Annotated in this window: 20 protein-coding genes; 6 read left to right on the forward strand and 14 right to left on the reverse strand. The window is 64.8% G+C overall.

Translation table 11 applies throughout. From position 1 onward, the window contains the following. Positions 1–427 precede the first annotated feature (427 nt). Positions 428–1309 (reverse strand): MOSC domain-containing protein, encoded by an 882-nt coding sequence (locus ABQJ48_RS02155; protein WP_367835641.1) that lies wholly within the window; start codon positions 1307–1309, stop codon positions 428–430. 708 nt (positions 1310–2017) lie between these two features. Here ABQJ48_RS02155 and ABQJ48_RS02160 point away from each other — a divergent pair. Together ABQJ48_RS02160 and ABQJ48_RS02165 are read left to right on the forward strand one after the other, a co-directional pair. Next, positions 2018–2422, forward strand: coding sequence for a heme-binding protein (locus ABQJ48_RS02160; RefSeq protein WP_367835642.1), 405 nt, complete (start codon positions 2018–2020; stop codon positions 2420–2422). Between the two features lie 109 nt (positions 2423–2531). Further along, on the forward strand, positions 2532–4706 hold the full coding sequence (locus tag ABQJ48_RS02165) for a malate synthase G (protein ID WP_367835644.1): 2175 nt from the start codon (positions 2532–2534) through the stop codon (positions 4704–4706). Between the two features lie 288 nt (positions 4707–4994). Here the strand turns inward: ABQJ48_RS02165 and ABQJ48_RS02170 are convergent, their stop codons facing one another. After that, positions 4995–5291 (reverse strand): YciI-like protein, encoded by a 297-nt coding sequence (locus ABQJ48_RS02170; RefSeq protein ID WP_367835645.1) that lies wholly within the window; start codon positions 5289–5291, stop codon positions 4995–4997. 447 nt (positions 5292–5738) lie between these two features. On the opposite strand from ABQJ48_RS02170, the gene ABQJ48_RS02175 reads away from it, so the two are divergent. The 3 genes from ABQJ48_RS02175 to ABQJ48_RS02185 all read left to right on the forward strand — a co-directional run bounded on the left by ABQJ48_RS02175 (position 5739) and on the right by ABQJ48_RS02185 (position 7805). Continuing rightward, positions 5739–6032 carry a PsiF family protein gene (locus ABQJ48_RS02175; RefSeq protein ID WP_367835646.1) on the forward strand — a complete coding sequence of 98 codons (294 nt, stop codon included), beginning with the start codon at positions 5739–5741 and terminating at the stop codon, positions 6030–6032. A 266-nt stretch (positions 6033–6298) separates the two neighbouring features. Beyond that, positions 6299–6751, forward strand: coding sequence for a hypothetical protein (locus tag ABQJ48_RS02180; protein ID WP_367835647.1), 453 nt, complete (start codon positions 6299–6301; stop codon positions 6749–6751). Positions 6752–7211: 460 nt separating this feature from the next. Beyond that, on the forward strand, positions 7212–7805 hold the full coding sequence (locus ABQJ48_RS02185; RefSeq protein WP_367835649.1) for a BPSL1445 family SYLF domain-containing lipoprotein: 594 nt from the start codon (positions 7212–7214) through the stop codon (positions 7803–7805). Between the two features lie 382 nt (positions 7806–8187). On the opposite strand, the gene ABQJ48_RS02190 is transcribed toward ABQJ48_RS02185, so the two are convergent. From ABQJ48_RS02190 to ABQJ48_RS02245, 12 genes are all read right to left on the reverse strand, one after another. After that, on the reverse strand, positions 8188–9258 hold the full coding sequence (locus tag ABQJ48_RS02190) for a glycosyltransferase family 4 protein (RefSeq protein WP_367835650.1): 1071 nt from the start codon (positions 9256–9258) through the stop codon (positions 8188–8190). A 236-nt stretch (positions 9259–9494) separates the two neighbouring features. Further along, positions 9495–10658 (reverse strand): AAA family ATPase, encoded by a 1164-nt coding sequence (locus ABQJ48_RS02195; protein WP_367835651.1) that lies wholly within the window; start codon positions 10656–10658, stop codon positions 9495–9497. 67 nt (positions 10659–10725) lie between these two features. Next, positions 10726–12138 (reverse strand): alpha,alpha-trehalose-phosphate synthase (UDP-forming), encoded by a 1413-nt coding sequence (otsA, locus tag ABQJ48_RS02200; protein WP_367835653.1) that lies wholly within the window; start codon positions 12136–12138, stop codon positions 10726–10728. A 300-nt stretch (positions 12139–12438) separates the two neighbouring features. Further along, positions 12439–13662 carry a mechanosensitive ion channel family protein gene (locus tag ABQJ48_RS02205; protein WP_367835655.1) on the reverse strand — a complete coding sequence of 408 codons (1224 nt, stop codon included), beginning with the start codon at positions 13660–13662 and terminating at the stop codon, positions 12439–12441. A gap of 388 nt (positions 13663–14050) precedes the next feature. Further along, complete coding sequence (locus ABQJ48_RS02210) at positions 14051–14407, reverse strand: Rap1a/Tai family immunity protein (RefSeq protein WP_367835657.1); 357 nt, start codon at positions 14405–14407, stop codon at positions 14051–14053. Between the two features lie 253 nt (positions 14408–14660). Then, entirely contained in the window at positions 14661–15401 is a 741-nt protein-coding gene (locus tag ABQJ48_RS02215; RefSeq protein WP_367835659.1) for an ankyrin repeat domain-containing protein, read from the reverse strand. 52 nt (positions 15402–15453) lie between these two features. After that, the gene (locus ABQJ48_RS02220) at positions 15454–16245 is read right to left on the reverse strand and encodes a TatD family hydrolase (protein WP_367835661.1); all 792 of its coding nucleotides are present in this window, start codon (positions 16243–16245) and stop codon (positions 15454–15456) included. 52 nt (positions 16246–16297) lie between these two features. Continuing rightward, entirely contained in the window at positions 16298–16822 is a 525-nt protein-coding gene (locus ABQJ48_RS02225; RefSeq protein ID WP_367835662.1) for a GNAT family N-acetyltransferase, read from the reverse strand. A 112-nt stretch (positions 16823–16934) separates the two neighbouring features. Beyond that, entirely contained in the window at positions 16935–17969 is a 1035-nt protein-coding gene (locus tag ABQJ48_RS02230) for a DNA polymerase III subunit delta' (protein ID WP_367835663.1), read from the reverse strand. Positions 17970–18080: 111 nt separating this feature from the next. Further along, the gene (tmk, locus tag ABQJ48_RS02235) at positions 18081–18701 is read right to left on the reverse strand and encodes a dTMP kinase (protein WP_367835665.1); all 621 of its coding nucleotides are present in this window, start codon (positions 18699–18701) and stop codon (positions 18081–18083) included. Further along, positions 18701–19711 carry an endolytic transglycosylase MltG gene (gene mltG / locus ABQJ48_RS02240; RefSeq protein WP_367835666.1) on the reverse strand — a complete coding sequence of 337 codons (1011 nt, stop codon included), beginning with the start codon at positions 19709–19711 and terminating at the stop codon, positions 18701–18703. Before mltG ends, tmk begins: the two co-directional genes overlap by 1 nt. A 468-nt stretch (positions 19712–20179) precedes the next feature. After that, a complete protein-coding gene (locus tag ABQJ48_RS02245) occupies positions 20180–21040 on the reverse strand; it encodes a 2OG-Fe(II) oxygenase (protein WP_367835667.1) in 861 nt (286 codons plus the stop codon). Positions 21041–21427: 387 nt separating this feature from the next. On the opposite strand from ABQJ48_RS02245, the gene ygfZ reads away from it, so the two are divergent. Further along, a complete protein-coding gene (gene ygfZ / locus ABQJ48_RS02250; RefSeq protein ID WP_367835668.1) occupies positions 21428–22495 on the forward strand; it encodes a CAF17-like 4Fe-4S cluster assembly/insertion protein YgfZ in 1068 nt (355 codons plus the stop codon). Positions 22496–22583: the final 88 nt, after the last annotated feature.

The raw sequence follows: 22583 nt of genomic DNA on the forward strand, positions 1-22583 counted from the left end.
CTTGCGCGTGCGGGACACAGGCACGCGCAAGGTGCGCTGCGCGCCTTCGACCGGCTTGCCGCCGACACCGCCGACGCGGGCTTCGACAGTCCCGCGGTGATCCTGGTGGGCAGCGCCATTGGCGAGAGTGTCGAGCGCAGATGGGGCGAGCATGGCGATCCGCGCGAAGCGAGCGCTGTGTGGCAAGCGGACGATGCCCTCGAGCGCGAATCGATCGGGTGTGCTGCGTAACGCGGTTGGCGCGCTCGCGCTTAACGCCGACAAGCATCATGTTTTGATATGTACGCGGTGCGGCCCATCGGGCTGCCCGCTACGCCCACACGCCACTGATTCCGTCTGGAAAACGATCAGCCGGTCGGGTTGCCGTCGGCAAGTCACGCGGGAGATGGGGGATACGCGCGCATTTCGCAGACCGCCCGCTCCCGCATCAATCGCCGAAACCCAGCTCCGCGTGAACCGCCTGCCCCACTCGCAGCCATGCCCCCGCGCCGCTTGCGACCAGCGCATTGATGCCAAACGCGAGCGCGCCATTGAGTTGCGGCTTCGCCCGGTAAGCACGCATCGTATCGGTCGGTTCGTTCGGCCATTCGGGATTCGGCGCACCCTTCGCCTGATCGATGGTCGGCATCGGACAACGCGCGCATAGCTTGACGAGCCGCAGTTGCACGCACGATTGCTGCTGCGTGCCGCCGTCGATGCTCAACGTTTCTACATAGTCCTCTTCATACGCATCGAGCCCGCTCAGCAGGACATTCGGACGAAACCGGTCGATCGGAATCGACGGCGCACCTTTGCTGTTCAGGCGCGCGTTGAGATCGTCGAGCGAAGACTGGCCGGCCACCAGCAGCGGGAAGCCATCGGCGAACAACGTGGTGGCGCCGCCGGTGCTGCCGGTGTAGTTCGGATCGACGATCCGCGTCTGCTCCGGATCGAAGCGCAGGAGCCGCGCCGGAATGCCGAGAAACGTCGAGAGCCAGGCGGCGGTTGGTTCGCCCGTGTCGATGCCGTAGGCCGCGTCGCGCCATACCGAGGTCTGGACCTTGCGCGCGCCGTCGAGTCGGCCCGCGTCGAGCGGCGTGCGCAACTCGCTCATGCCGGGCGCGCGCAGCACCAGATCTTGCGCGCCAAGCTCGACCTTGATCAGCGCCATGCGCGGATAAGCGCGCTGCGTGAACATTGCGCCGTCGGGACCGGTGATCATCCAGCTGCGATCGTATTCGAGGCCGGTTGCCAGAAGCCGCGCTTCGCGCAGCGCGATGCCCGCACAGGATTTGATCGGATAGACGAACAGTTCGCTGATGATAGGCATGGCGGTGTGAACGCGTGGTTGAGCGTTGGATGTTGGGCGTGAGGCTCGATTGTAAGTCGCTTGAGCGGCGGGTCCGACGCCTCGCGGCGCAACGTCTGCTGCGCGAGGTTTTGCACCGACGATCCCGCATCCCGCGGGGTTCGACGCGCGGCTCACGACCGGCGGCGCGCTGCGGCCGTTTCTTCCGGCCGCGCTTGGACGTAAAATCCCAAGCGGGGCGCCCGCCCAAAAGCGCGGCCGGCGCCGCGGCATCCGCGCACAATGCCGATGCTGCAAGGCCGCGTGCAACCCGCGCTGTCGCCGAACTCCGACGCGGCCGCTGTGCGCCTGCTCGACCGGCTCGGCGTCGGCATCGCCAATGCCACGCAGGCCGGCTGCGGCGGCGCATCGCCTTTGACTGCTCATGCATGCTGCAGCATGCACGCAAAGCCAGGCGGCGCGGTCGAATCGAGCCTGCAGCGGCTCGGCTTCGATCCGACGCATGTACCTGTGCTGGCTCGGCGCGCACGTATTCGATCACCCCGCCCGAGCCTGCGCAAAGGTTGCGCCGCGACCGGCTCGATGCACTTGAGAGCGGCAAGCCGGAGTCGATCGTCACGGCCAACATCGGCTGGCAGACGCATCTGGAGAGCGCCGGCCGTACGCCGGTGCGTCATTGGATAGAACGTGTAGAAGCATCCTTACCATAACCGAGACAGGACCTTGACCATGCTGAGCAAACCCGTGTTGACCGTTGCCGAAACGACCCGCATCCTCGAAGCCGCCCAGGCGGAGGCCGGCAAGCACCAGTGGGCGGTCGCGATCGCCGTGACCGACGACGGCGGCCACCCGCTTGGCATGCTGCGCCTTGACGGCAGTGCACCGGCCAGCGCCTATATCGCGACCGAAAAGGCGCGCACCGCGGCGCTCGGCCGCCGCGAGACCAAGGTCTACGAAGACATGATCAACAACGGCCGCACGGCGTTCCTGAGCGCACCGCTGCAAGGCACGCTGGAAGGCGGGGTGCCGGTGATCGTCGAGGGCCACGTGGTCGGCGCCGTCGGCGTGTCGGGCGTGAAGTCGGATCAGGACGCGCAGATCGCCAGGGCCGGCATCGCGGCGCTGGCCGTGTAAAGACCGGCTGCCGTTCGCAACGGCGCCCCCCGATCAATTGAAGTAACCCGTTGCAACCCCGCGGACCGATGCCCCCTCATCGGTCCCATTCAGACAGATGGAGCAGTCGATGACTCAGATGAACACGCGCGGCGGACTGCAGGTCGCCGCCAACCTCGACCGGTTCGTCGAAACCGAAGCCCTGCCCGGCACCGGAATCGACAGCGCCGCATTCTGGTCGGGTTTCGACGCCCTCGTGCACGACCTGGCGCCTAAAAATCGCGTGCTGCTCGCCGAGCGCGATCGGCTGCAAAGCGAACTCGACAATTGGCATCGCGCCAACCCGGGGCCGGTCCGCGACCTGGGCGCGTACCGGGCGTTTCTCGAAGGCATCGGCTATATCGTGCCGGCGCCGGCCCATGTCAAAGCCACGACCGACCACGTGGACACCGAAATCGCCGAGCAGGCCGGCCCGCAGCTTGTCGTGCCGCTGTCCAATCAGCGCTATGCGCTGAACGCGGCGAACGCGCGCTGGGGCAGCCTGTACGACGCGCTATATGGCACGGATGCGATCCCCGAAACCAACGGCGCACAGAGGCAGAAGGCGTTCAACCCGGTGCGCGGTGCGGCGGTGATTGCTTACGCGCGCAAGTTTCTCGATCAGGCCGCACCGCTCGCGAACGGCTCGCACGCCGATGCGACGCGCTACAGCGTGGCCGGCGGCAAGCTGGTCGTCGCGCTGAAGAACGGCACGAGCGAGCTGCAAACGCCCGCGCAATTCATCGGCTATCAGGGCGACGCGAGTGCGCCGTCCGCGGTGCTGCTCAAACACAACGGCCTGCACGTCGAGATCCAGATCGACGCGAACGATCCGATCGGCAAGACGGATGCCGCGCATGTGAAGGACGTGGTGGTGGAAGCGGCGGTGAGCACGATCATCGATTGCGAAGACTCGGTCGCCGCCGTGGATGCCGACGACAAGGTGCAGCTCTATCGCAACTGGCTCGGCCTGATGAACGGCGATCTGACCGAAGAGGTCACGAAAAACGGCAAGACCTTCACGCGCCGGCTGAACCAGGACCGCGTGTACGTCGCTGCGAACGGCACCGCGCCGGTCGTGCTGCACGGCCGCTCGCTGCTGTTCATTCGCAACGTCGGCCATCTGATGACCAACCCGGCAGTGTTGACGCGCGACGGCGACGAGATCCCCGAAGGCATTCTCGACGCGGTGATCACCACGCTGTGCGCACTGCCCGACCGCAGGAACCAGTTGAATTCGCGCACCGGCTCGATCTACATCGTCAAGCCGAAGATGCACGGCCCGGCCGAAGTTGCATTCGCGAGCGAACTGTTCGCGCGCGTGGAAGACCTGCTCGAGCTGCCGCGCAACACGATCAAGATGGGCATCATGGACGAGGAGCGCCGCACCAGCGTGAACCTGCTCGCCTGTATCGCCGAAGCGTCGGAGCGGGTCGCGTTCATCAATACGGGCTTTCTCGACCGCACCGGCGACGAGATGCACTCGGCGATGGAAGCGGGCCCGATGATGCGCAAGGGCGACATGAAGTCGAGCACATGGATCGCCGCCTATGAGCGCAGCAACGTGCTGGTCGGCTTGAGCGCGGGCTTGCGCGGGCGCTCGCAGATCGGCAAGGGCATGTGGGCGATGCCCGACCTGATGCACGCCATGCTCGAACAGAAGATCGCGCATCCGAAGGCCGGCGCCAACACCGCATGGGTGCCCTCGCCGACCGCCGCGACGCTGCACGCGCTGCACTATCACCAGGTCGACGTGCAGGCGGTCCAGCAGGAACTGGAGCGCACCGACTATGCGAAGGTGCGCGACGAACTGCTCGACGGTCTGCTGACGATTCCGGTCGTCGAATCGGCGAAGTGGAGCGCCGACGAGATCCGCAGCGAGGTCGACAACAACGCGCAAGGCATTCTCGGCTACGTGGTGCGCTGGATCGACCAGGGCGTGGGCTGCTCGAAGGTGCCGGACATTCACGACGTCGGCCTGATGGAAGACCGCGCGACGCTGCGCATTTCGAGCCAGCACATCGCCAACTGGCTGTATCACGGCGTCGTGACGCGCGAACTCGTCGAAGAGACGTTCGAGCGGATGGCGAAGGTAGTCGACGCACAGAACGCCGGTGACCCGAACTACACGCCGATGGCGCCGGGCTTCGATACGATCGCGTTCAAGGCCGCGCAAGCGCTGGTGTTCGAAGGACGCCGGCAGCCGAGCGGCTACACGGAACCGTTGCTGCACAAGTTCCGGCTCGAAGTAAAGCGGCAGGCTTGACGCTGTTTTGGCAGGGCCGCTTCGCGTGTCATTCGTGACTTGCGCAGCGGTCAAAAAAACGGACGCCGCGTGAGCGAGGCGTCCGTTTTTATTTCTGCGCTATTGGCGCCGCACTTTGCGTGTCTGTTTCATTGCACATTTGCCGCCCCAATCTCGATCAACGGCAACCGAGGCGCAACCAGAATGGCGTGTCGACACCCAGAGGAGCGGCAGGCAAATCGCGCCCCCAGTGTGGCACAGCGCACGCGCGCTGCATGCGCTTTTCGACGCGGTTCGCGGCGCTTACCCTTAGCGAACCGGTCTCGCCGCGCGCTCGCCGACAACCGTGGTCCATTGCCGCACGCGCCAACGAGCCACCAGCCCGGCAAGCACGTATGGATCCGCTCTGGCAAAGGCTTGCGCGGCATCGGGAGAATCACCCTCGAAGAGTAGAACAGCGCTGTCGGCAGGCTCGGCCAGTGCGCCGGCGAGCAGCAACTCGCCTCGCTCGGCCGCGGCCCACGCGAGCTTCAGGTGTGCATCGCGATACTGCGGACGCCGTTCCAGATAGTCGGGCACGAGCTCGTACATCAACAGATAGTGCATGGTGAGCCTCCTATGGCTTGCGTTAGAGACGGGGCAGCAGACAAGGACATCCGCCCCGATTGAAGTCAATTTCATTACTCTGAACCGCTCTTGAATTCTTATCGGTTATTTATTCGTTTTATTCCAAGCAATGCGCGTTGCGTTCAGATTTATTTTCATGACTCGATAAGAATCGCTTGGCGCTGCATCGAAATGGCGGCGAATAAACGATCTGTATTGCCTAACAAATTTCGACGCTGCCGCCATTCGCCTTCTTCAACCGACGCCTGCGTCGCTCGCTCCGTCACATAGGGAAAACGAGCGGGGCCGCCTGTCAACCGACCGGTGTTTCTATACGTTCTCGGACACAGCATTTGCCATAATCGATCTGCAAACGGGCCCTGGATGCCGTCGACGCCCGCGCGCATGAGCGACCAAAAAACGTTTCCACCACTGATGGAGTGTCACATGAAAATCCAATCCGCAGTCGCTACGCTGGTGCTCGGCGCTGTGCTCGTTTCGCCGGTGTTCGCCGCGAACAGCCAGCAGACAAAGATGGCCGACTGCAACAAGCAGGCCGGCGACAAGAAAGGCGATGAGCGCAAGGCGTTCATGAAGACGTGCCTGTCCGCGAAGCCGGCCGCCGCGCCCATGACGCAGCAGGAGAAGATGAAGGTGTGCAACACGCAAGCCGCCGACAAGAAAGGCGACGATCGCAAGGCGTTCATGAAGACCTGCCTGTCGTCGGCGCCCGCCCAGTGAATGCGCGCAAGGTGCTGGGCTCGCGCGTCGTGTGACGAACACGGCGCATGAGCGCACATCGCTCGGACAGGACCACGCCGTCTGCTGGCGTGGCCCTGTCCGATCTGCTTCGTCGTCCCCTTTTCGCAACCAGCCGTTCGCGGTCCTCTCGCCGCAGTCCGCCGTTTTCTTCTATGATGGCTGCGGAGACGGCCCACCCTCATATACAACATTAGACGGGCCGCCATCTTGTCGTTGGTGCTGCTGAGCATCGATTGGAGGCAAGGATGGTATCGAAGCATAAAAACCGCTGGTTAAGGCGGTGGCTGGTCGTCATCGTGTTCTGGGCCGTGCCCGTGGCGATCGTGGCTGTCAACGAGATCCGCGAGGAGATGGCCTACAACGCCGTCGACCTCGACCGCGCGTTGACCACCTGGAATTTCACCGACGCCCAACGCGCCGCCGGTGCCCCCGCGCGCTGCCACGGCAAGCCCGACGAGGCGCAAGCCGCCGGCTGTCCGGCCGACGTGCTGGCCGCGAATGCGCCGCGCCAACAGGAGGCGCGCAATGAATACGGCGTGCGCCGCACCACGCTGATGGCTTATCTATGGCACGCGTTCGTCGGCTATTGGGTGGTGCCGGCGGCCGGCCTGTTTCTGCTCGGCGTGCTGATGGGCATGGTGCGCCGCGCGCTGCGGCGCCCGCCGCAGGTCAAGAGCCCGGCAAATCATCACGGATGACAGCAGCGCCGCGCTCTCGACGCTCGCCGTCACGCGCCGCGCTCGCCGGTCACGGCGTCTCCATCCATCAACGCGCTCGGCCACGATACCCAGTCGACGACGCGTCCGAGCGCGGCATCCGGGCAACACTTTCAGTTCGATTTCATCGCTGCGCAAGGTGCCGCAAATCGGTAAAAACGCGCCTTGCGCACGACCCGAGGGCCGCGCGCTGGCAGCCGCTTCGCTGCCAGGCAGAATTCGCCACAACGCCCCATGAACGCGCGGTTCGAGCCCGCTTGCGCCCCTTCCGGGAGGCGGTAAAATTTACAGCCAGAACCCTTACGATTAGCCGCAAAGCCCCGCTGCACAAGGCTTCTCGGGAAACGGCGACACGCCCCTTTTATGCTTGCGTGTGATATAACTCAAAGGCACCGCGGCGAAATCGCCCCCGGTTGCGCCCGGAACCATACGGAGAAAAACGATGCAAAGACGAAACTTCATGTTGAAGACGACCGCTGCGCTCGCTTTCGGAGGCCTTGCACTCGCTGGCTGCACCACTACGCCGCCGGGCAGCAACAACGCGACGCCCAGCACGGATGCATCCAAACGCCATTCGATCGACGCCGCAGTCGACGGCACGTTGTCGCGGCTTTACACAACCGTGAGCGGTTCGCGCGAACTGGTCTCCAAGGCGCGCGGCGTGCTCGTGTTTCCGTCGGTCATCCAGGCCGGCCTCGTGGTCGGCGGCCAGTACGGGGAAGGCGCGTTGCGCGTCGGTGGCACTTCGGTCGGCTACTACAGCACCGCTTCGGGCTCGTTCGGTCTGCAGGCGGGCGCGCAGTCGAAGGCCATCATCTTCCTGTTCATGACGCAGGACTCGCTGGACAAATTCCGCAATGCGGACGGCTGGTCGGTCGGCGGCGATGCCTCCGTCGCCCTCGTGAAGATCGGCGCGAACGGCGCAATCGACACGACGACGGCCACCGCGCCGGTGCAGGTGTTCGTGCTGACCAACGCCGGCCTGATGGGCGACCTGTCGCTGCAAGGCACAAAGGTGTCGCGACTGAAGATTTGAGCGGTTTATCTGCTCGATGGTCTGCGGGGTATGCGTCTGACCGCCCGGTTTCCTAACCAACGGACCGTGGCCGCGTCAGACGCGCGCCTCGGCAGGCCACGGTCGTTTCAGTGGAATGGCATCCGCGCCTGCATCGTAGCGGGCGCGCGGCGCACGTTTGTTCGAGCCGCCGGTCGCACTGCGGCGAGCCGCCTTCACCGCCCGTCCCCGGTCCTCTCGGGCTTTGCCCCTCCGATCGGGCGGCAGCGCATTCCATCTCCAATATCAAGCGACGATAAAAAACGGCGGTGCGCACTGCACACCGCCGTTCTCTCACCATGCCGCGCTTTCCAGCACGCTGCGTGCGTCAGCATGTTCACCGCACACGCACCGTCACGCAGTCTCAACTCCCCGCCGACGTATCGATCACCGTGAAGCGCGAGCGCTTTTGCGCCCGAATCACCGACTGATACACGTCCACATACTGCTGCGCCATGCGGTGCGACGTGAAGCGCTCCTCGAAGCGCTGCCGCACGCCCGCGCGCGGCATCTTGTGCAGCCGGTTGACGGCCGCCACCGCGCCGATCTCGTCCTCGACGATAAACCCTGTCACGCCGTCTTCCAGCACTTCCGGCACCGAGCCGCGATTGAACGCGATCACGGGCGTCCCGCAGGCCATCGCTTCGATCATCACCAGACCGAACGGCTCAGGCCAGTCGATCGGGAACAGCAGTGCGTGCGCGCCGGACAGGAATTCGGCTTTCTGGTTATCCGCGATCTCGCCAATGAACTCGACGTGCGGCAGATCCAGCAACGGCCGGATGTCGCGCTCGAAATACTCGCGGTCGGCGGCGTCCACCTTTGCGGCGATGCGAATCTGCATGCCGCAGCGCCCGGCGATCCGGATCGCCGTATCGACGCGTTTTTCCGGCGAGATGCGGCCGAGAAACGCGAGGTACTTCTGCTCGACCGCTTGCGGCGTGTACAGCTGTTCGGGCAAGCCGTGATAGACGGTGGCGAGCCAGCGCGCCTGCGGCAGCGGATGACGCTGCGCGTTCGAAATCGAGATCACCGGGGCCGTGTTGAAGGTATCGAAGACCGGCTGCTGCTCGGGCAGGTCGAGCCGACCGTGCATCGTCGTGATGAACGGCGTCGGCTGGCGCTTGAAGACCGAGAACGAGTAGTAGTCGAGGTGAAAGTGCAGCACGTCGAAGTCTTCGGCCTGGCGGCGCACCAGTTCCATCATCAGCATGTGCGGCGCGATGCGGTCGCGAATGCCGGGATCCAGGCGCAACGCGCGCGGCCAGACCGGCTCGAGCTTCGCGCCGGTGACGGAATCGCCGCTTGCGAACAGCGTCACGTCATGGCCAAGCTCGACCAGCGCCTCGGTGATATACGACACGACGCGCTCCGTGCCGCCATACAGCTGGGGCGGCACTGATTCGGTCAAGGGGGCGATTTGCGCAATTTTCATATTGTGTGTCTCCATGAGCTGACGGCTTGCGCATTGTGACGCTGCGAGTCAGCGATGCCGGGTATGGCAGCGCAGTGACCCTCCAATCAATGCTGCGGGGCGCCGCTCGCGCGCGATGCACCCCGGCATCGGAGCATTATTCCCTGGCGGACCGCAAAAAGCCCCGTCATCTTGCATTTGCTGTGCGCTGTTACAGTCGACTTACATCGGCCGTCGCCCGCGCCCTGCGGCGGGAGCTACCGCGACGGCCATTTCCACGCGGGGGTGTCGCGGTCGTCGGCGTCGGCGATGCGGGTGGCGCCGAGGTGCTTCTCCAGCACGATGGACTGGCTCGCCTCCTCCCGTTCGAGCGCGGCGATCAGCCGGGACGCATGCGACACCACCAATACCTGTGACTGCGTGCACGCCCGCGCGATCAGCCGCGCGAGCGCCGGCAGCAGGTCGGGATGCAAGCTGGTCTCGGGTTCGTTGAGCACCAGCAGCGCGGGCGGACGCGGCGTCAACAACGCGGCGACCAGCAGCAGATAGCGCAAGGTGCCGTCCGACAGTTCCGCGCCCTTGAGCGGCCGCAGCAGCCCGTGCTGGCGCATCTCGACTTCGAAACGGCCGTCGTGGGCCGTGACATCCAGCTGCGAGCCGGGAAACGCATCGTCGATCGCGCTGTCGAGCGCGGCCGGGTCGCCGATCTCGCGGATGGTCTGCAACGCCGCGGCGAGGTCCGCGCCGTCGTCGCAGAGCACAGGCGTATGCGTGCCGATCTGCGGCAGCCGGGCGGGCGCTTGCGCGTCGGTGCGCAGATGATCGTAGAAGCGCCACGAACGGATCTGTTCGCGCACCGTGGTCATTTCGGGCGCGCTGCGCGGGTCGGAGAACTCCGTCATCATGCTGTCGAAGCTCGCAACCGGTTGCGGTACGGTCTGCCAGTCGCCCTGTTCGTCACGGGTGCGCAAGGCGACGCCATGACGGTCGACCAGCAAGGCGGAAGGCCGCAGCACCGCTCCGCTCCAGATGCACTCGCGCTTGATGACCGGGTCGCGCACGAATTTGCTCTCCATCGGCGGCGGCAAGCCGAGGTCGATCGCATAACCGAATTCATCGCCGGAAAAGCCGAGCCTCAGGCTCACCGGCTCAGTGCGCCGCGTGCCCTGCACCGGCGCGTCACCCGCCAGCATCGCGCGCGAAAAGCGCTCGGGACCCGCCCACAGTGTGGAGGGCAAGCCGCCTTCGCGCGCGAGCGACGTAATCACCCCGCCGCGCGCCGTTTCGGCCAGCAGGCGCAGCGAGCGATACACGCTCGACTTGCCGCTGCCGTTCGCGCCGGTGATCAAATTCAGGCGCCCGAGCGGTACGATCAACTCGCGCAGCGACCGGTATCCCGCGACCGCCAAAGTCCTCAGCATGCGGCGGCCCACCGGCCACACGCGAGCGGCGGCTCGTGCGCCATCTGCATTGCATGCCCGCGTGCCTTCATTTGTGGCCGCCCCCTGCGCCCGGCTGCTGCACCGGCATGCTGCGCAAATCGTTGAGAAAGGTGTCGCGCCACACGCCGAGATCGTTTTTGCGCAATACCGCCATGTTGATCTCATGACGCCGCTGACGCGCGTCGAGCGGCATCTGCAGCGCGCGTTGCAGCGCTTCGCACATGCCGATCGCATCATGCGGATTGACCAGCAGCGCGCCGGACAACTCGGCTGCCGCGCCCGCGAAGATGGACAGCACCAGCACGCCCGGATCGTCGGGATTCTGCGCGGCGACGTATTCCTTCGCGACGAGGTTCATGCCGTCGTGCAACGGCGTGACGAAGCCGATCTGCGATTCGCGAAACAGCGACATCAGCTTCCAGCGGTCGTACTGCTGGTTCAGATAGCGGATCGGCGTGTAGTCGAGACCGGAATAGCGGCCATTGATTCGTCCTGCTTCGTATTCCAGGTCCTGGCGGATCTTCTGGTACGTGGCGACGTCTGAACGGGTGGGCGGCGCGATCTGCACCAGCGTGACGTTGCCGCGCCATTCGGGCGAGCGCTCCAGCAGGTGTTCGAACGCGCGGAAACGCTCGACCAGCCCTTTCGAATAATCGAGCCGATCGACGCTCATGATCAGCTTGCGCCCTTCCAGGCTCTGCTTGAGATCCAGCACATGCTGCCGGCTTTCGTAGCGCTTGGCCTGCTCGGCGATCTCGTCAGGGAACACGCCGATCCGGTAGACCCCGGTGCGCAGCTTGCGCCCGAACGCTTCGACAACCCCGTCGCCGCGCACCGCGCCGCGCGCGTGGCGGGTCACGTAGTCGTGGAACGCCTGTTCGTCGGTGGCGGTCTGGAAGCCCAGCAGGTCGTAGCACGACAGCGACTTCACCAGTTCTTCGTGCGGCGGAATGTTGAGCAGGATTTGCGGCGCGGGAAACGGGATGTGCAGGAAAAAGCCAATGCGATTCGTGATGCCCTCGTTGCGCAGGGCCTCGGCGAACGGGATCAAATGGTAATCGTGAATCCAGATGACGTCGTCGGGTTCGAGCAGTTTGATCAGCTTGTGCGCGAGCCATGCATTGACACGCCGGTAGCCCGCGTATTCCTCGCGCTCGTAGCGGGCCAGGTCGTTGCGATAGTGGAACACCGGCCAGAGCGTCGCGTTCGAGAAGCCTCGATAGTACTGGTCGTAGTCCTTGCGCGTGAGGCCGACGGTCGCGAAGGTCACCGCGCCGTCCTGCTCGAGCGTCGGTCCGGCGTTGGCGACGGTCTCGCTGACCACGTCGCCGCTCCAGCCGAACCACACGCCTCCCGCATCCTTGAGCGCGCCGAACACGCCGACCGCGAGGCCGCCCGCCGACCCTTTGGTTTCCGTCGGCGTTGCGACGCGATTCGACACGACGATCAGTCGGCCCATGTTGGATATCCTCCTTGGTTCACACGGCGCGGGCCAGTCGGCTGCGGCAATACGTGTTGCGAACTTGTCGCGAATGCTACGCAATGCCGACGCACGATGATGCGGAGTTCGTGCCGCGCCAGGTTGGTAAATGAGTGGACGCTTCGACCGCCCGAAGCCACGATCGGTTCGAGGCATGGTTTCGCGCGACGTCGATCGCCCGCCGCAGCCGCGCGGGTTCGAACGGTGACGTGCTCACGCACCGATCTGCGAGAGCACGCTGTAAGGCGCACGCCCTCACGGCAGTATGCACTGCGCCCCCTACACCCGCTCCTTCGCTTTGCGCGAGACTTCCACCGCATCCATCCGAGCGATCCGGCTCGCCACCGGGTCTGCCTCCGTATGCGCGGCGGTGCTGCCGGCGGGGGCCTGCGTGCTGCGCGGCACCCAGTCGAGCGGTTGGCCCAGGCCGGTTTCCAGTTCCGCGGATACTTCGGCCCGCGTGCGTGGCAAATACTGGGGATAGTGCTGGTGGATGAAACCCAGCAGACCTTCGCGCACGCGGCACCGCAGGTCCCAGTTCAGGCCGGAGTCCGGCGAACTCACCAGCGCACGCAATTGCATCGAACGCTCGGTACCGTCGGTGACCTGCAGCACTTGCACGCGGCGGTCCCACTCGGGCGCGCTTTCGACGATGCGTGCGAGCTCTTCGCGCAGCGGCGCGAGCGGCATCCGGTAATCGACGAACAGAAACACCGTGCCGATGATCTGCGAACTGCTGCGCGTCCAGTTGGTGAACGGATTCTCGATGAACCATTGCAGCGGCACGATCATCCGGCGCTGGTCCCACAGACGCACCGACACGTACGTGCCGGTGATTTCCTCGATACGCCCCCACTCTCCCTGGATCACGACGACATCGTCGAGGCGGATGGGCTGGGATAGCGCGATCTGCAAACCGGCGATCAGATTGCCGAGGACCGGCCGCGCCGCGATACCGGCGACCAGACCGGCCACGCCTGCCGACGCCAGCAGGCTTGCGCCGACTTGCCGCACGTTCGGAAAGGTCATCAGCGCGCCGCCCGTGCCGACGATGACGATCAGGATCATCACCGAGCGCGCCAGCACCCGCGCCTGGGTGTGGATGCGGCGCGCCTGCAGGTTGTCGGCGCTATCGAGCGGATGGGCGCGGATGATCGCCTCGCCGATGGCCGCCGCCGAGCGCACCGACAGCCACGTGAGCGCGGCGATCAGCGCAATGGCGGTGACGTCGCGGATCGGCTCGATGTAGTTGAGCGTGCCGGGTGCCTCGGACCACACGCATTGCAGCACCAGGATGACGAGGACGAACAGCGAAGGTTTGTCGATGTAGCGCAGCACCACGCTGGTGAGCGGGTGCGGCCGCGCAATGCGCCTCACGATACGCGCGCCCAGCCGGTGAACGCCGAGGGCCACCGCCATCAGCACGACCGATACGACCAGAGCGCCGAACCACGTGTGCAGCGGCGCCTCGGCCGCAAAGCTGAACTTGTCGGGAGTAGGCATGACGGGGATTGGCCTCCTGGCTCGAGGGTAGACAGAACCGCCGCGCCCGTCATGCGGGCGCAGGGCGCGGGATGACGGTCGGCGCGGTGTCGTGCCGGCCCGCAGTGACGACGCGATAGCCGCCGACGCACAGCCCCGATACTACCGGCATCGTGGCGTTGACCTTGTCGAAGCCGGGACCCCAGCCGGCCCAGGCTCCCCGCCGTACGGAAGCAGCCTGAATTTCACCCGTTCGAAGCGTGTGTCGCGGGGTCGCTTTTCGACTCGCGGCAGTGCGCGCTGCGTGGAACGAGCAGTGGCAGACGCAAGGCGCGCTGGCAAGCACGCCGCGCAGCGTCCGCAGTGCGCTATGGGATCAATCGAATCGTCTGCGAGATCGGCTCCCGGCTCAAGTTCCGCTCCTGCACGGAAACGCTTTGCCGAGCCCTAGCGAGATCGCCGTGCTGGCGTTGTAGCCCGCCACGATCGGATTTTCCGCGATGTATTTGCGCACCGCGTCGGTCAGCTGCAGCGACCGCGCGTCGGCCGGCAGGCAGAAGTACTGGCCGACCCGCGGCCCGGTCGTGCCGCCGATCGCGTCGATGGTGTTGAAGATGCCGTCAGCGGCGCCTTCGATATAGGCCGCGCACGCACTTCGCGATGCCACATCCGTCTTGGTGCACAGCTTGTTGAGGTCGCCTCCGGTAAACGCAACTGCCGAGAGCGGTACGGCAAACGCGCTGGCGAAAATCAAAGCCCGCAGCATGGTGTTCCTTTCCAGGGTCGTTTATCACGCGGTCTTACGCCGCGTCCACAGGACGCGCCGCGCGGCGCGCCAAGTCGTCATTCTGCACTGTTTTACTTCGCGGCAGCAGCCGGGCTACTGGAATGCCGATGTCCCGGGCGAAGCATTGGGCCGATGCGCGGGCCAACCCTCAGGCCCGAGCTCAGGCAACGCATGGCGAACCGGCGCCGACGGCCAGGCCCCCTCTGCGCCTCGCCAGGTGCCGGCTAGCGGTTCATTTCTGTTGCATCTGCTGCAGGCGCGCGCTCAGGCCTTCCACCACGTCCGGCTCTTTGTACGTTTTCGCGAAATCGAGCGCCGTCATGCCGATCTGGTTCTTCATCGTCAGATCCGCGCCATTGTCGAGCAGCAGCTTGACTGTCGAAACATGGCCGCCGCGCGCGGCCATCATCAGCGGCGTGGTGCCGTTCGGCGAACCGGCGTCGACGTAGGCCGAACGGTCGAGCAGCACCTTGACGATGTCGTCGTGCCCGTTCGCGGCCGCGTAGTGCAGCGGCGCCCAGCCCTTCTTGTTGACCTCGGCGTCCTTTGCGAGCAGCAGGTTGACGAAGGTCAGGTCGCCGCCCAGGGCGGCCATCATCAGCGCGTTTTCGCCGGCCTTGTCCTCGATCTCGATGTTCGTCTTCGGATTGGCGAGCAGCGCCGCACCCACCTTGTCCGACTTCTCGCGCGCGGCGAGCACCAGCAGTGGCATGCCCTGGTCATCGACGCTGTTGGGGTCCATGCCCTTGGCGAGCAGCTTGTTCACGCCGTCGACGTCGTCGAACTTGACCGACTTGATCAGCGAATCGATTGGCGCGGCTTGTACCGGCGCGGCGCTCAGCGCCGTCAACGCCCCACATGCGACGGCGGCCGCGAACGCGATGCGCCTTGCCCCGCGCCGCGCCGAGGCGAGCGCCGCGCGCATCGCGCAAGTGGGTTCAAGTGCAGTGGTCGACATCGAAATGATTTTCATAAGATACGTTAGGAAAATTCCCTATCCTGTTGATGTTGCAGCGTTTTTCGACTCAGTCAGCGCTGGGCGCCGGGATCCCGAAAAGGCGGAAGAAGTTGTGCGTCGTGGCGGCCGCCAGCGCCTCCTCTGGCATCTCGCGTTGTTGCGCAATGAAGCGTCCGACATAACTGACGTATGCAGGTTCATTGGGCTTGCCGCGGTACGGCACTGGCGCGAGGTACGGCGAATCGGTTTCGATCAGCAGCCGCTCCAGCGGCACGCGGCGCGCGACGTCCTGTACGTCGGTCGCGCTTTTGAACGTAACGATGCCCGACAGCGAGATGTAAAAATTCTGCGCCAGCGCCTGCTCGGCGACCGACCACGGCTCCGTGAAGCAGTGCATCACGCCGCCCGGCTCGCTCGCGCGCTCCTCGGCCATGATGCGCAGCGTATCTTCCGCCGACGCCCGCGTGTGGACGATCAGCGGCTTGCCGCTCGCATGCGCGGCGCGGATGTGCGTGCGAAAGCGCTCGCGCTGCCATTCCATGTCGGCGATCGTGCGTCCTTCCAGACGGTAATAGTCGAGGCCCGTCTCGCCGATCGCCACCACCTTCGGATGTTCGGCCAGTTCGATCAGCTCGGCTACGCTCGGCTCGCGCATGTCCTCGTGATCGGGGTGCACCCCGACAGACGCATAGACGTTGTCGTACCGGCTCGCGATCTCCAGCACGGACGGCAGCGTCTCCAGATCGACCGAGACGCACAGCGCATGGGTGACCAAATGGCTGCGCATGTTCTCGAGCACTTGCGGCAAGCGCTCGGCGAGTCCTTCGAAGTTGATGTGACAGTGCGAGTCGACAAACATGATGACGTCCTGCGAAAAATAGCTTGCGGCGAATGGCTGTGGACCGGGACGATCAGGCGGCGGGCTGGTCGGTAGCGAGGCGCTTGCCGAGAATCACCAGATCGCGCTCCACGCCGTCGAGCACGGCCACGCGCGGCAGCGTGCCCCACGCGTCGAAGCCGAAACCGCGAAAGAGGCGCAGGCTCGCCTCGTTGTGGCCGAACACGAAACCGAGCACGGTGTCGATGCCGAGCGCCGGCGCCGCCGCGAGCGAGGCCGCCAGCATCTGCTTGCCGAGCCCCTGGCCGCGCGCGCTTTCGTCGAGGTAGATGCTGACTTCGGCGGTGCGCTGATAGGCGGGTCGGCCGTAGAAATCCGAGAAGCTCAGCCACGCGATCACGCGGCCGGGCTGCTGCGGATCCTCCACCACCCACAGCGGACGCTTTTGCGGTCCATGCGCGTGAAACCATCCATGCCGGCTTTCGACGCTGACCGGTTCGAGGTCGGCGGTGACTTGCCGCGACGGCACGGTCGAGTTGTAGATGGCCACGATCGCGGGCAGATCGTCGAGCGTAGCATCGCGGTAGGCAAGGCTCATAGTGCTTTTATTTTGAGATTAAACACGGATTGCGGGACGAATGGCCGGGCGGCGGGGTCAACGCCCTTGCCCGCTGCGGCGGCGCGGCGGCTTGCAGCGGCCGCGGACGAGCTCACGCAAACAGCTCGCGGTAGCCGATAAACAGTTCCTCGAAGACGAGGCGCGCATTCAACGGATGGTTTTCGACCGCGCGCTGGCGGGTCACGGTGCGCATGAAGCGCGCAATCGCGCTGGCGTGCGCTTGCGACGCGCAGCGCGCCAACGCCGCCGAAGCCTGCGGAAAATAACGGGGCGCGCCGGCGGTGCGCTGCGCCAGCAGATCGTACATCCAGCGTTGCAGCCAGCCTAGCACCAGCGGCACGGGGAGTTTCTGCAGCGCCTCGCCGCAGGCGAACGCGTCGCACTCCGGCCCGGCGGCCAGTTGCCTGAGCGTCCAGTCGCGCAGCGTGCGGTTCTCGTCGCTGGCGAGCGCGAGCGCCGCGAGCGGCGCGCCGCCCGCTTCGGCGAGGAGCGCGGGGGCCTCGGCGACGCCCTGCTGCGTCAGCCACTTCGTCGCCACCTGCGGCGCGGGCACGTTCAGCGGCCATTGACGGCAGCGGCTGACAATGGTGGGCAACAGGCGGTCGATGCGCGCCGACACCATCAGGAACACGACGCCCGCGGGCGGCTCTTCCAGTGTCTTGAGCAGCGCATTGGCTGCCGCGATGTTCAGCGCTTCCGCTGGATACAGCACGACCACCCGCGCGCCGCCCCGATGCGACCCCACGCCAACGAAGTCGAGCAGGCCGCGAATCTGCTCGATCTTGATTTCCTTGCTGGGCGCGCGCGTCTTCTTGCCTTCGTCGGTGTCGGCCTTCTCGGCCTTGTCTTCGGCTGCGGCGCCCACGCCGGCTTCGGCGGCGAGCGCCTCGGGCACGACGATCCGGTAGTCCGGATGATTGCCTTGCGCGAACCAGTTGCAGGCCACGCATGCGCCGCACGGTTCGCCGTTGGCTTGCTGCGCCTCGCACAGCAGTCCTTGCGCGAGATGCTGCGCAAAGCGCAGCTTGCCGATGCCCGCCTGCCCATGCAGCAGCAATGCGTGCGGCCAGTGGCCACGCAGGTGCTGCAGGCGGTCCCAGTCATCGGTTTGCCACGGATAGATCATCGTATATCTTTAGAATCAAGCGGTTGAAAGCGTTATGTGAAGCGTTGCATCAAGTCGGAGCGGAACTTCTCTTGTCGCCGTGATATAAACACACAATATATGTGTTAAATATCAAAGCACTGCGATCAACTCTTCAAGCTGTTTCTGGATTCGCCCGATGCTCTGCGAAGAATCGATGATAGCGAACCGGTACGGCGCCTCTGCCGCGCGGCGCAGATATTCGGTGCGGGTGCGAGCGAAGAACGCCGCCGATTCGCTCTCGAAACGGTCCGGATCGCGCGCCGCGCTGCGCCGGTCGTTGGCAAGCTCGGGCGGCAAATCGAACAGCACCGTCAGGTCCGGCTGGAAGCCGCCCTGCACCCAGCGCTCCAGCGTTTCGAGCTTGTCGCGCGGCAGGCCCCGGCCGCCGCCCTGATACGCGAAAGTCGCGTCGGTGAAACGGTCCGAAAGCACCCAGTCGCCGCGCGTGAGCGCCGGCTCGATGACTTCGGCCAGATGCTGGCGCCGCAGCGCGAACATCAGCAGCGCCTCGGTTTCGAGGTCCATCTTCTGGTGCAGGACGATCTCGCGGACCTGCTCGCCGAGCGGCGTGCCGCCCGGCTCGCGGGTCATGACGACCGAGCGGCCGGTGCTGCCGAGCTTCGCCTGGAGCCGTTCGCGAAACCAGTCGAGATGGGTCGTCTTGCCGGCGCCGTCGATGCCCTCAAACGTGATGAATTTGCCGCGCGCCATCATTGCCCTCGAATGTATTTGTCCACGGCCCTGTTGTGATCGCCGAGGGTGTCAGAAAAGATGCTGCTGCCGTCGCCGCGCGACACGAAGTACAGCGCGGAGCTTTGCGCCGGATTCAGCGCCGCCTGCAACGACGCGACCCCGGGCAACGAAATGGGCGTGGGCGGCAGGCCCATCCGGGTGTAGGTATTGTAGGGAGTGTCGGTCTGCAGGTCCTTCTTCCTGATGTGGCCGGTGTAGCTCTCACCCATGCCGTAGATCACGCTCGGGTCGGTTTGCAGCGGCATGCCCGCGCGCAGCCGGTTCGCGAACACCGCCGCTACCATCGGCCGGTCCGACGTCTTGCCGGTTTCCTTTTCGATGATCGAGGCCATGGTCAATGCCTCGTAGGGCGTCGTGTACGGCAGGTTCGGCGCCCGCGCGAGCCACGCCTCGTCGAGCCGCACACGCATTAGCCGGTAAGCGCGGCGGTAAATGTCGAGATCGCTGGTGTTCTTGTCGAACAGATAGGTGTCCGGAAAAAACAGCCCCTCGCCATTGCCGATCGACGCCTCGGGCGCGCCCACGGCGCTCATCAGCTGCGCGTCGCTCATGCCGAGCGTGTCATGTCTGAGCGCCGGATTGGCGTCCAGCTCGGCACGCATGCGCTTGAAAGTCCACCCTTCGATGATCGTCGCCACGTACTCGTTGACGTCGCCGCGGGCGATTTTTTGCAGTACCTCATAGGGCGTCACGCCGGTCTTGAACTCGTAGTTGCCGGATTTGAGCTCGGTTTGCAAACCCAGCAGGCGCGTCATCGCGATGAACAACTCGGGCTCGAGCGGCACGCCGCCGCGATTGAGCTGCAGTGCGACGCTGCGCAGGCTGCTGTGCGGCTTGACGGTGACGTCGAGTTGAGCCGGGGTCAACTCGAGCGGCCGGGTGGCCCAGTAGTACCCGCCGGCAAGCGCGGCTGCGGCCAGCACGACGACAAGCGCGCCGGCGGTGAAACATTTCTTCAGCAAGGACACGACGAGGAACGTTTTAGGTTTTAAACCGCAAGCGGTTGATTCAGAAGGAAAGTGTCTCGCGCCGGTCAGCTTCGGGACTTTGCCAGTTGGCAGCCTTTTCGGCCCTTTTCGACCCGTATTGTATAGATGCGCGAAGGATCTGGCACACCTGCGCCGCCTTATCGACGCTGCTCATGGGCGCGCTACGGCACCAACAACCGTGGGTCCGTGCATGGACAGACTGGATAGGCCTTGGCACCTGCACGTCAGCAGGGCTTCACACCAAGCCAAAGAGTGGCATTTTTGCCCGCGCGGTCTGCGTCGATAACGATCGTCGAACGGGCTGCCGGCTATTGGCGGTTATCGCGACGGGTAGCTTGTGATTCCGTTCAGTGCGGCGCCCCGCTGTTCAGCCACGGTGGCGGATTTCGATCTTGTTCAACTTCGAGCGGTATCGCCCCCCCCCCCGGCTTGTGCATGCCGGCAGGCCTAGACATTGTCACGCACTTTTCTCAATCGACGCACGAGGTTGCTGATCTGGCGGTTCACCAGCGGGGGAATCAGATCCTGTCTCAATTCGCGAAGTCGAACGGTCCAATCCTGTTGGTCGCCACTGCCAGGACGGACTTTGAACTGCGTCGTATGCGACCTCTTCGAGCCATCCCAGGTAGATGTGTAGTAGTACAGAGCGACCGACTTGCGGGAGATTTTATCCGGATGACAAACCGGCTGTGGGTTGCCGTGCATGCTTTTCGATGTCGTGTTGAAGACGACACATCTGTTGAAGTCAGGAACGATCGAGTGATACTTTCTGGTCATTTCGCTATCCCACAATTCGAGCTGGCCGCCGTACTCGTCCTTCCAGTCTTTGTTCAGGTAGATGAGCATGTTGATACGCCTCTCCAGGTTCAGAGGCGTGTGGTGGTTGAAGTCGGCATGCATAGACAGATGGCCGCCCTGACTGATCTCGTGGAGGCCGCCACCGAGAAAATAGGGGTCCGGGATCAGTCCCTTGATGCCCGTCATATTCTCGACGACCTGCACGAAAGGGCGCGAATTGAACGCGTAGAAAATAGCGCGCAGATCGGGGTTGAGGGTGTCGGGATGATAGCTGGTCTTGTACCGCTCCTGCGCGCGGTCATAACTCATATTCAGGTCGTTCCCGCCCGCGCTGGATCCAAAGCTATCGAGAATCCGATTGGCCAGTTCGTCTGGCAAAAAATTGTCGATGACGATATGCGGGAAGGGACTCGCGCCTACATAGGCAGCCTGAAGTTCCTTTCCCTTGTCGCGCGCACTTTCGGGGCTGATGAACGCCGTTTTCGCATCCATGCCATCGAGATATGTCATTCGAGCGGCTCCTTGGAGGCTTGAGAAAACGTGCAGTCGTAACAGACGGGGCGAGACCGTTGCGTCTGTTCGATAGCACAGCGCTTCGGGCTTTTGTAGTACGCCCGCCACTGCGTCGCAAGACGAAATCCTGTTGGGTACGGACTTATGCGATGAATACCCCGAGATCTGATGGCCGGCCCTGCCATCGAGAACGGAAAGTTCGTATTTGCGCCGGTGCTCCGGTGCCACAAAGGGCACGTCCAGACCAGAACCCGCGCACCCCGCTGCCGCACGAACTGCGCGCAGGCCTCATGCAAGTAGGGACATGGACGACGTAGCCGGGTGGGACTGCATATAATGACTGTTTGCCTCAGCCAAAGTCAGAATTGACTGTTCTCCGAATCCATGAACACACCGCTCGCTACCGCTTCAGGCAATACGTCAGGCGCACCCTCCGTGGCACATCCGGCAGCCGCGCTCGCCGTGCTGCCGCGCCCGTCGGCCGATGAATTCGATGCCGTGCTTCAGCACGGCGCGTACATGCCGCTCACGCAATTCGGCGTGATCGATGCGATCGGCGACGAGGCAGCGAGCTTCCTGCACGGCCAACTGACCAACGACACCCAGCATCTGGACGCCGCCCACGCGCGTCTGGCCGGCTACTGCTCGGCGAAAGGCCGTCTGCTCGCGTCGGTGCTGACATGGCGCAGCGGCGACACGATTCGCCTGCTGCTGTCGAAAGACCTGCAGGCGGCGGTGCAGAAGCGGCTGTCCATGTTCATCCTGCGCGCCAAGGCCAAGCTGGTCGACGCAAGCGGCGAGCTTGCCGTAGTGGGTCTTGCCGGCGACGTGCGTCGCGCGCTGTCCGGGGTGTTCGACGCGCTGCCCGACGGCGTGCACGTGCAGGTGGACGGCACGGCGGGCTCGCTGATTCGCGTGCCCGATGCGCTGGAGCGGTTGCGTTATCTATGGATCGGCCCGAAGGCTCAGGTCGACGTGCTGCTGCCCTCGCTCGACGACAAACTCAAGCGCGTGTCGCCGGCGGTGTGGGACTGGCTCGACATCCGCGCGGGCGAACCGCGCATCACGCAGCCGGTGGTCGAACAGTTCGTGCCGCAAATGGTCAACTTCGACGTGCTCGGCGCGGTGAATTTCCGCAAGGGCTGCTATCCCGGCCAGGAAGTGGTCGCGCGCAGCCAGTATCGCGGCACGATCAAGCGGCGCACGTCGCTCGCCAACGTGGAAGGCGAACTGACGAGCGTGCGGCCCGGCATGGAACTGTTCCATTCGGACGATCCGGGCCAGCCGTGCGGGATGATCGTGAACGCGGCGTGGGCGCACGCTGGCGGTGTCGATCTGCTGGTCGAGATCAAGCTCGCCGCGCTCGAAAGCGGCGCCGTGCATCTGGGCGCGGCCGATGGCCCGACGCTGCGCTTCCTTGCGCTGCCCTACGGGCTGCCGACAGAGGTTTGACCCCTGCATCACGGCAAGCGGCGCGATCAGCGCCGCTTTTTTGCCGGGATAGACAACGCGAACGAACGCCAACGCTCTCACCGGGAGA

The organism is Paraburkholderia suaedae (assembly GCF_040812055.1).
GTDB lineage: Bacteria > Pseudomonadota > Gammaproteobacteria > Burkholderiales > Burkholderiaceae > Paraburkholderia.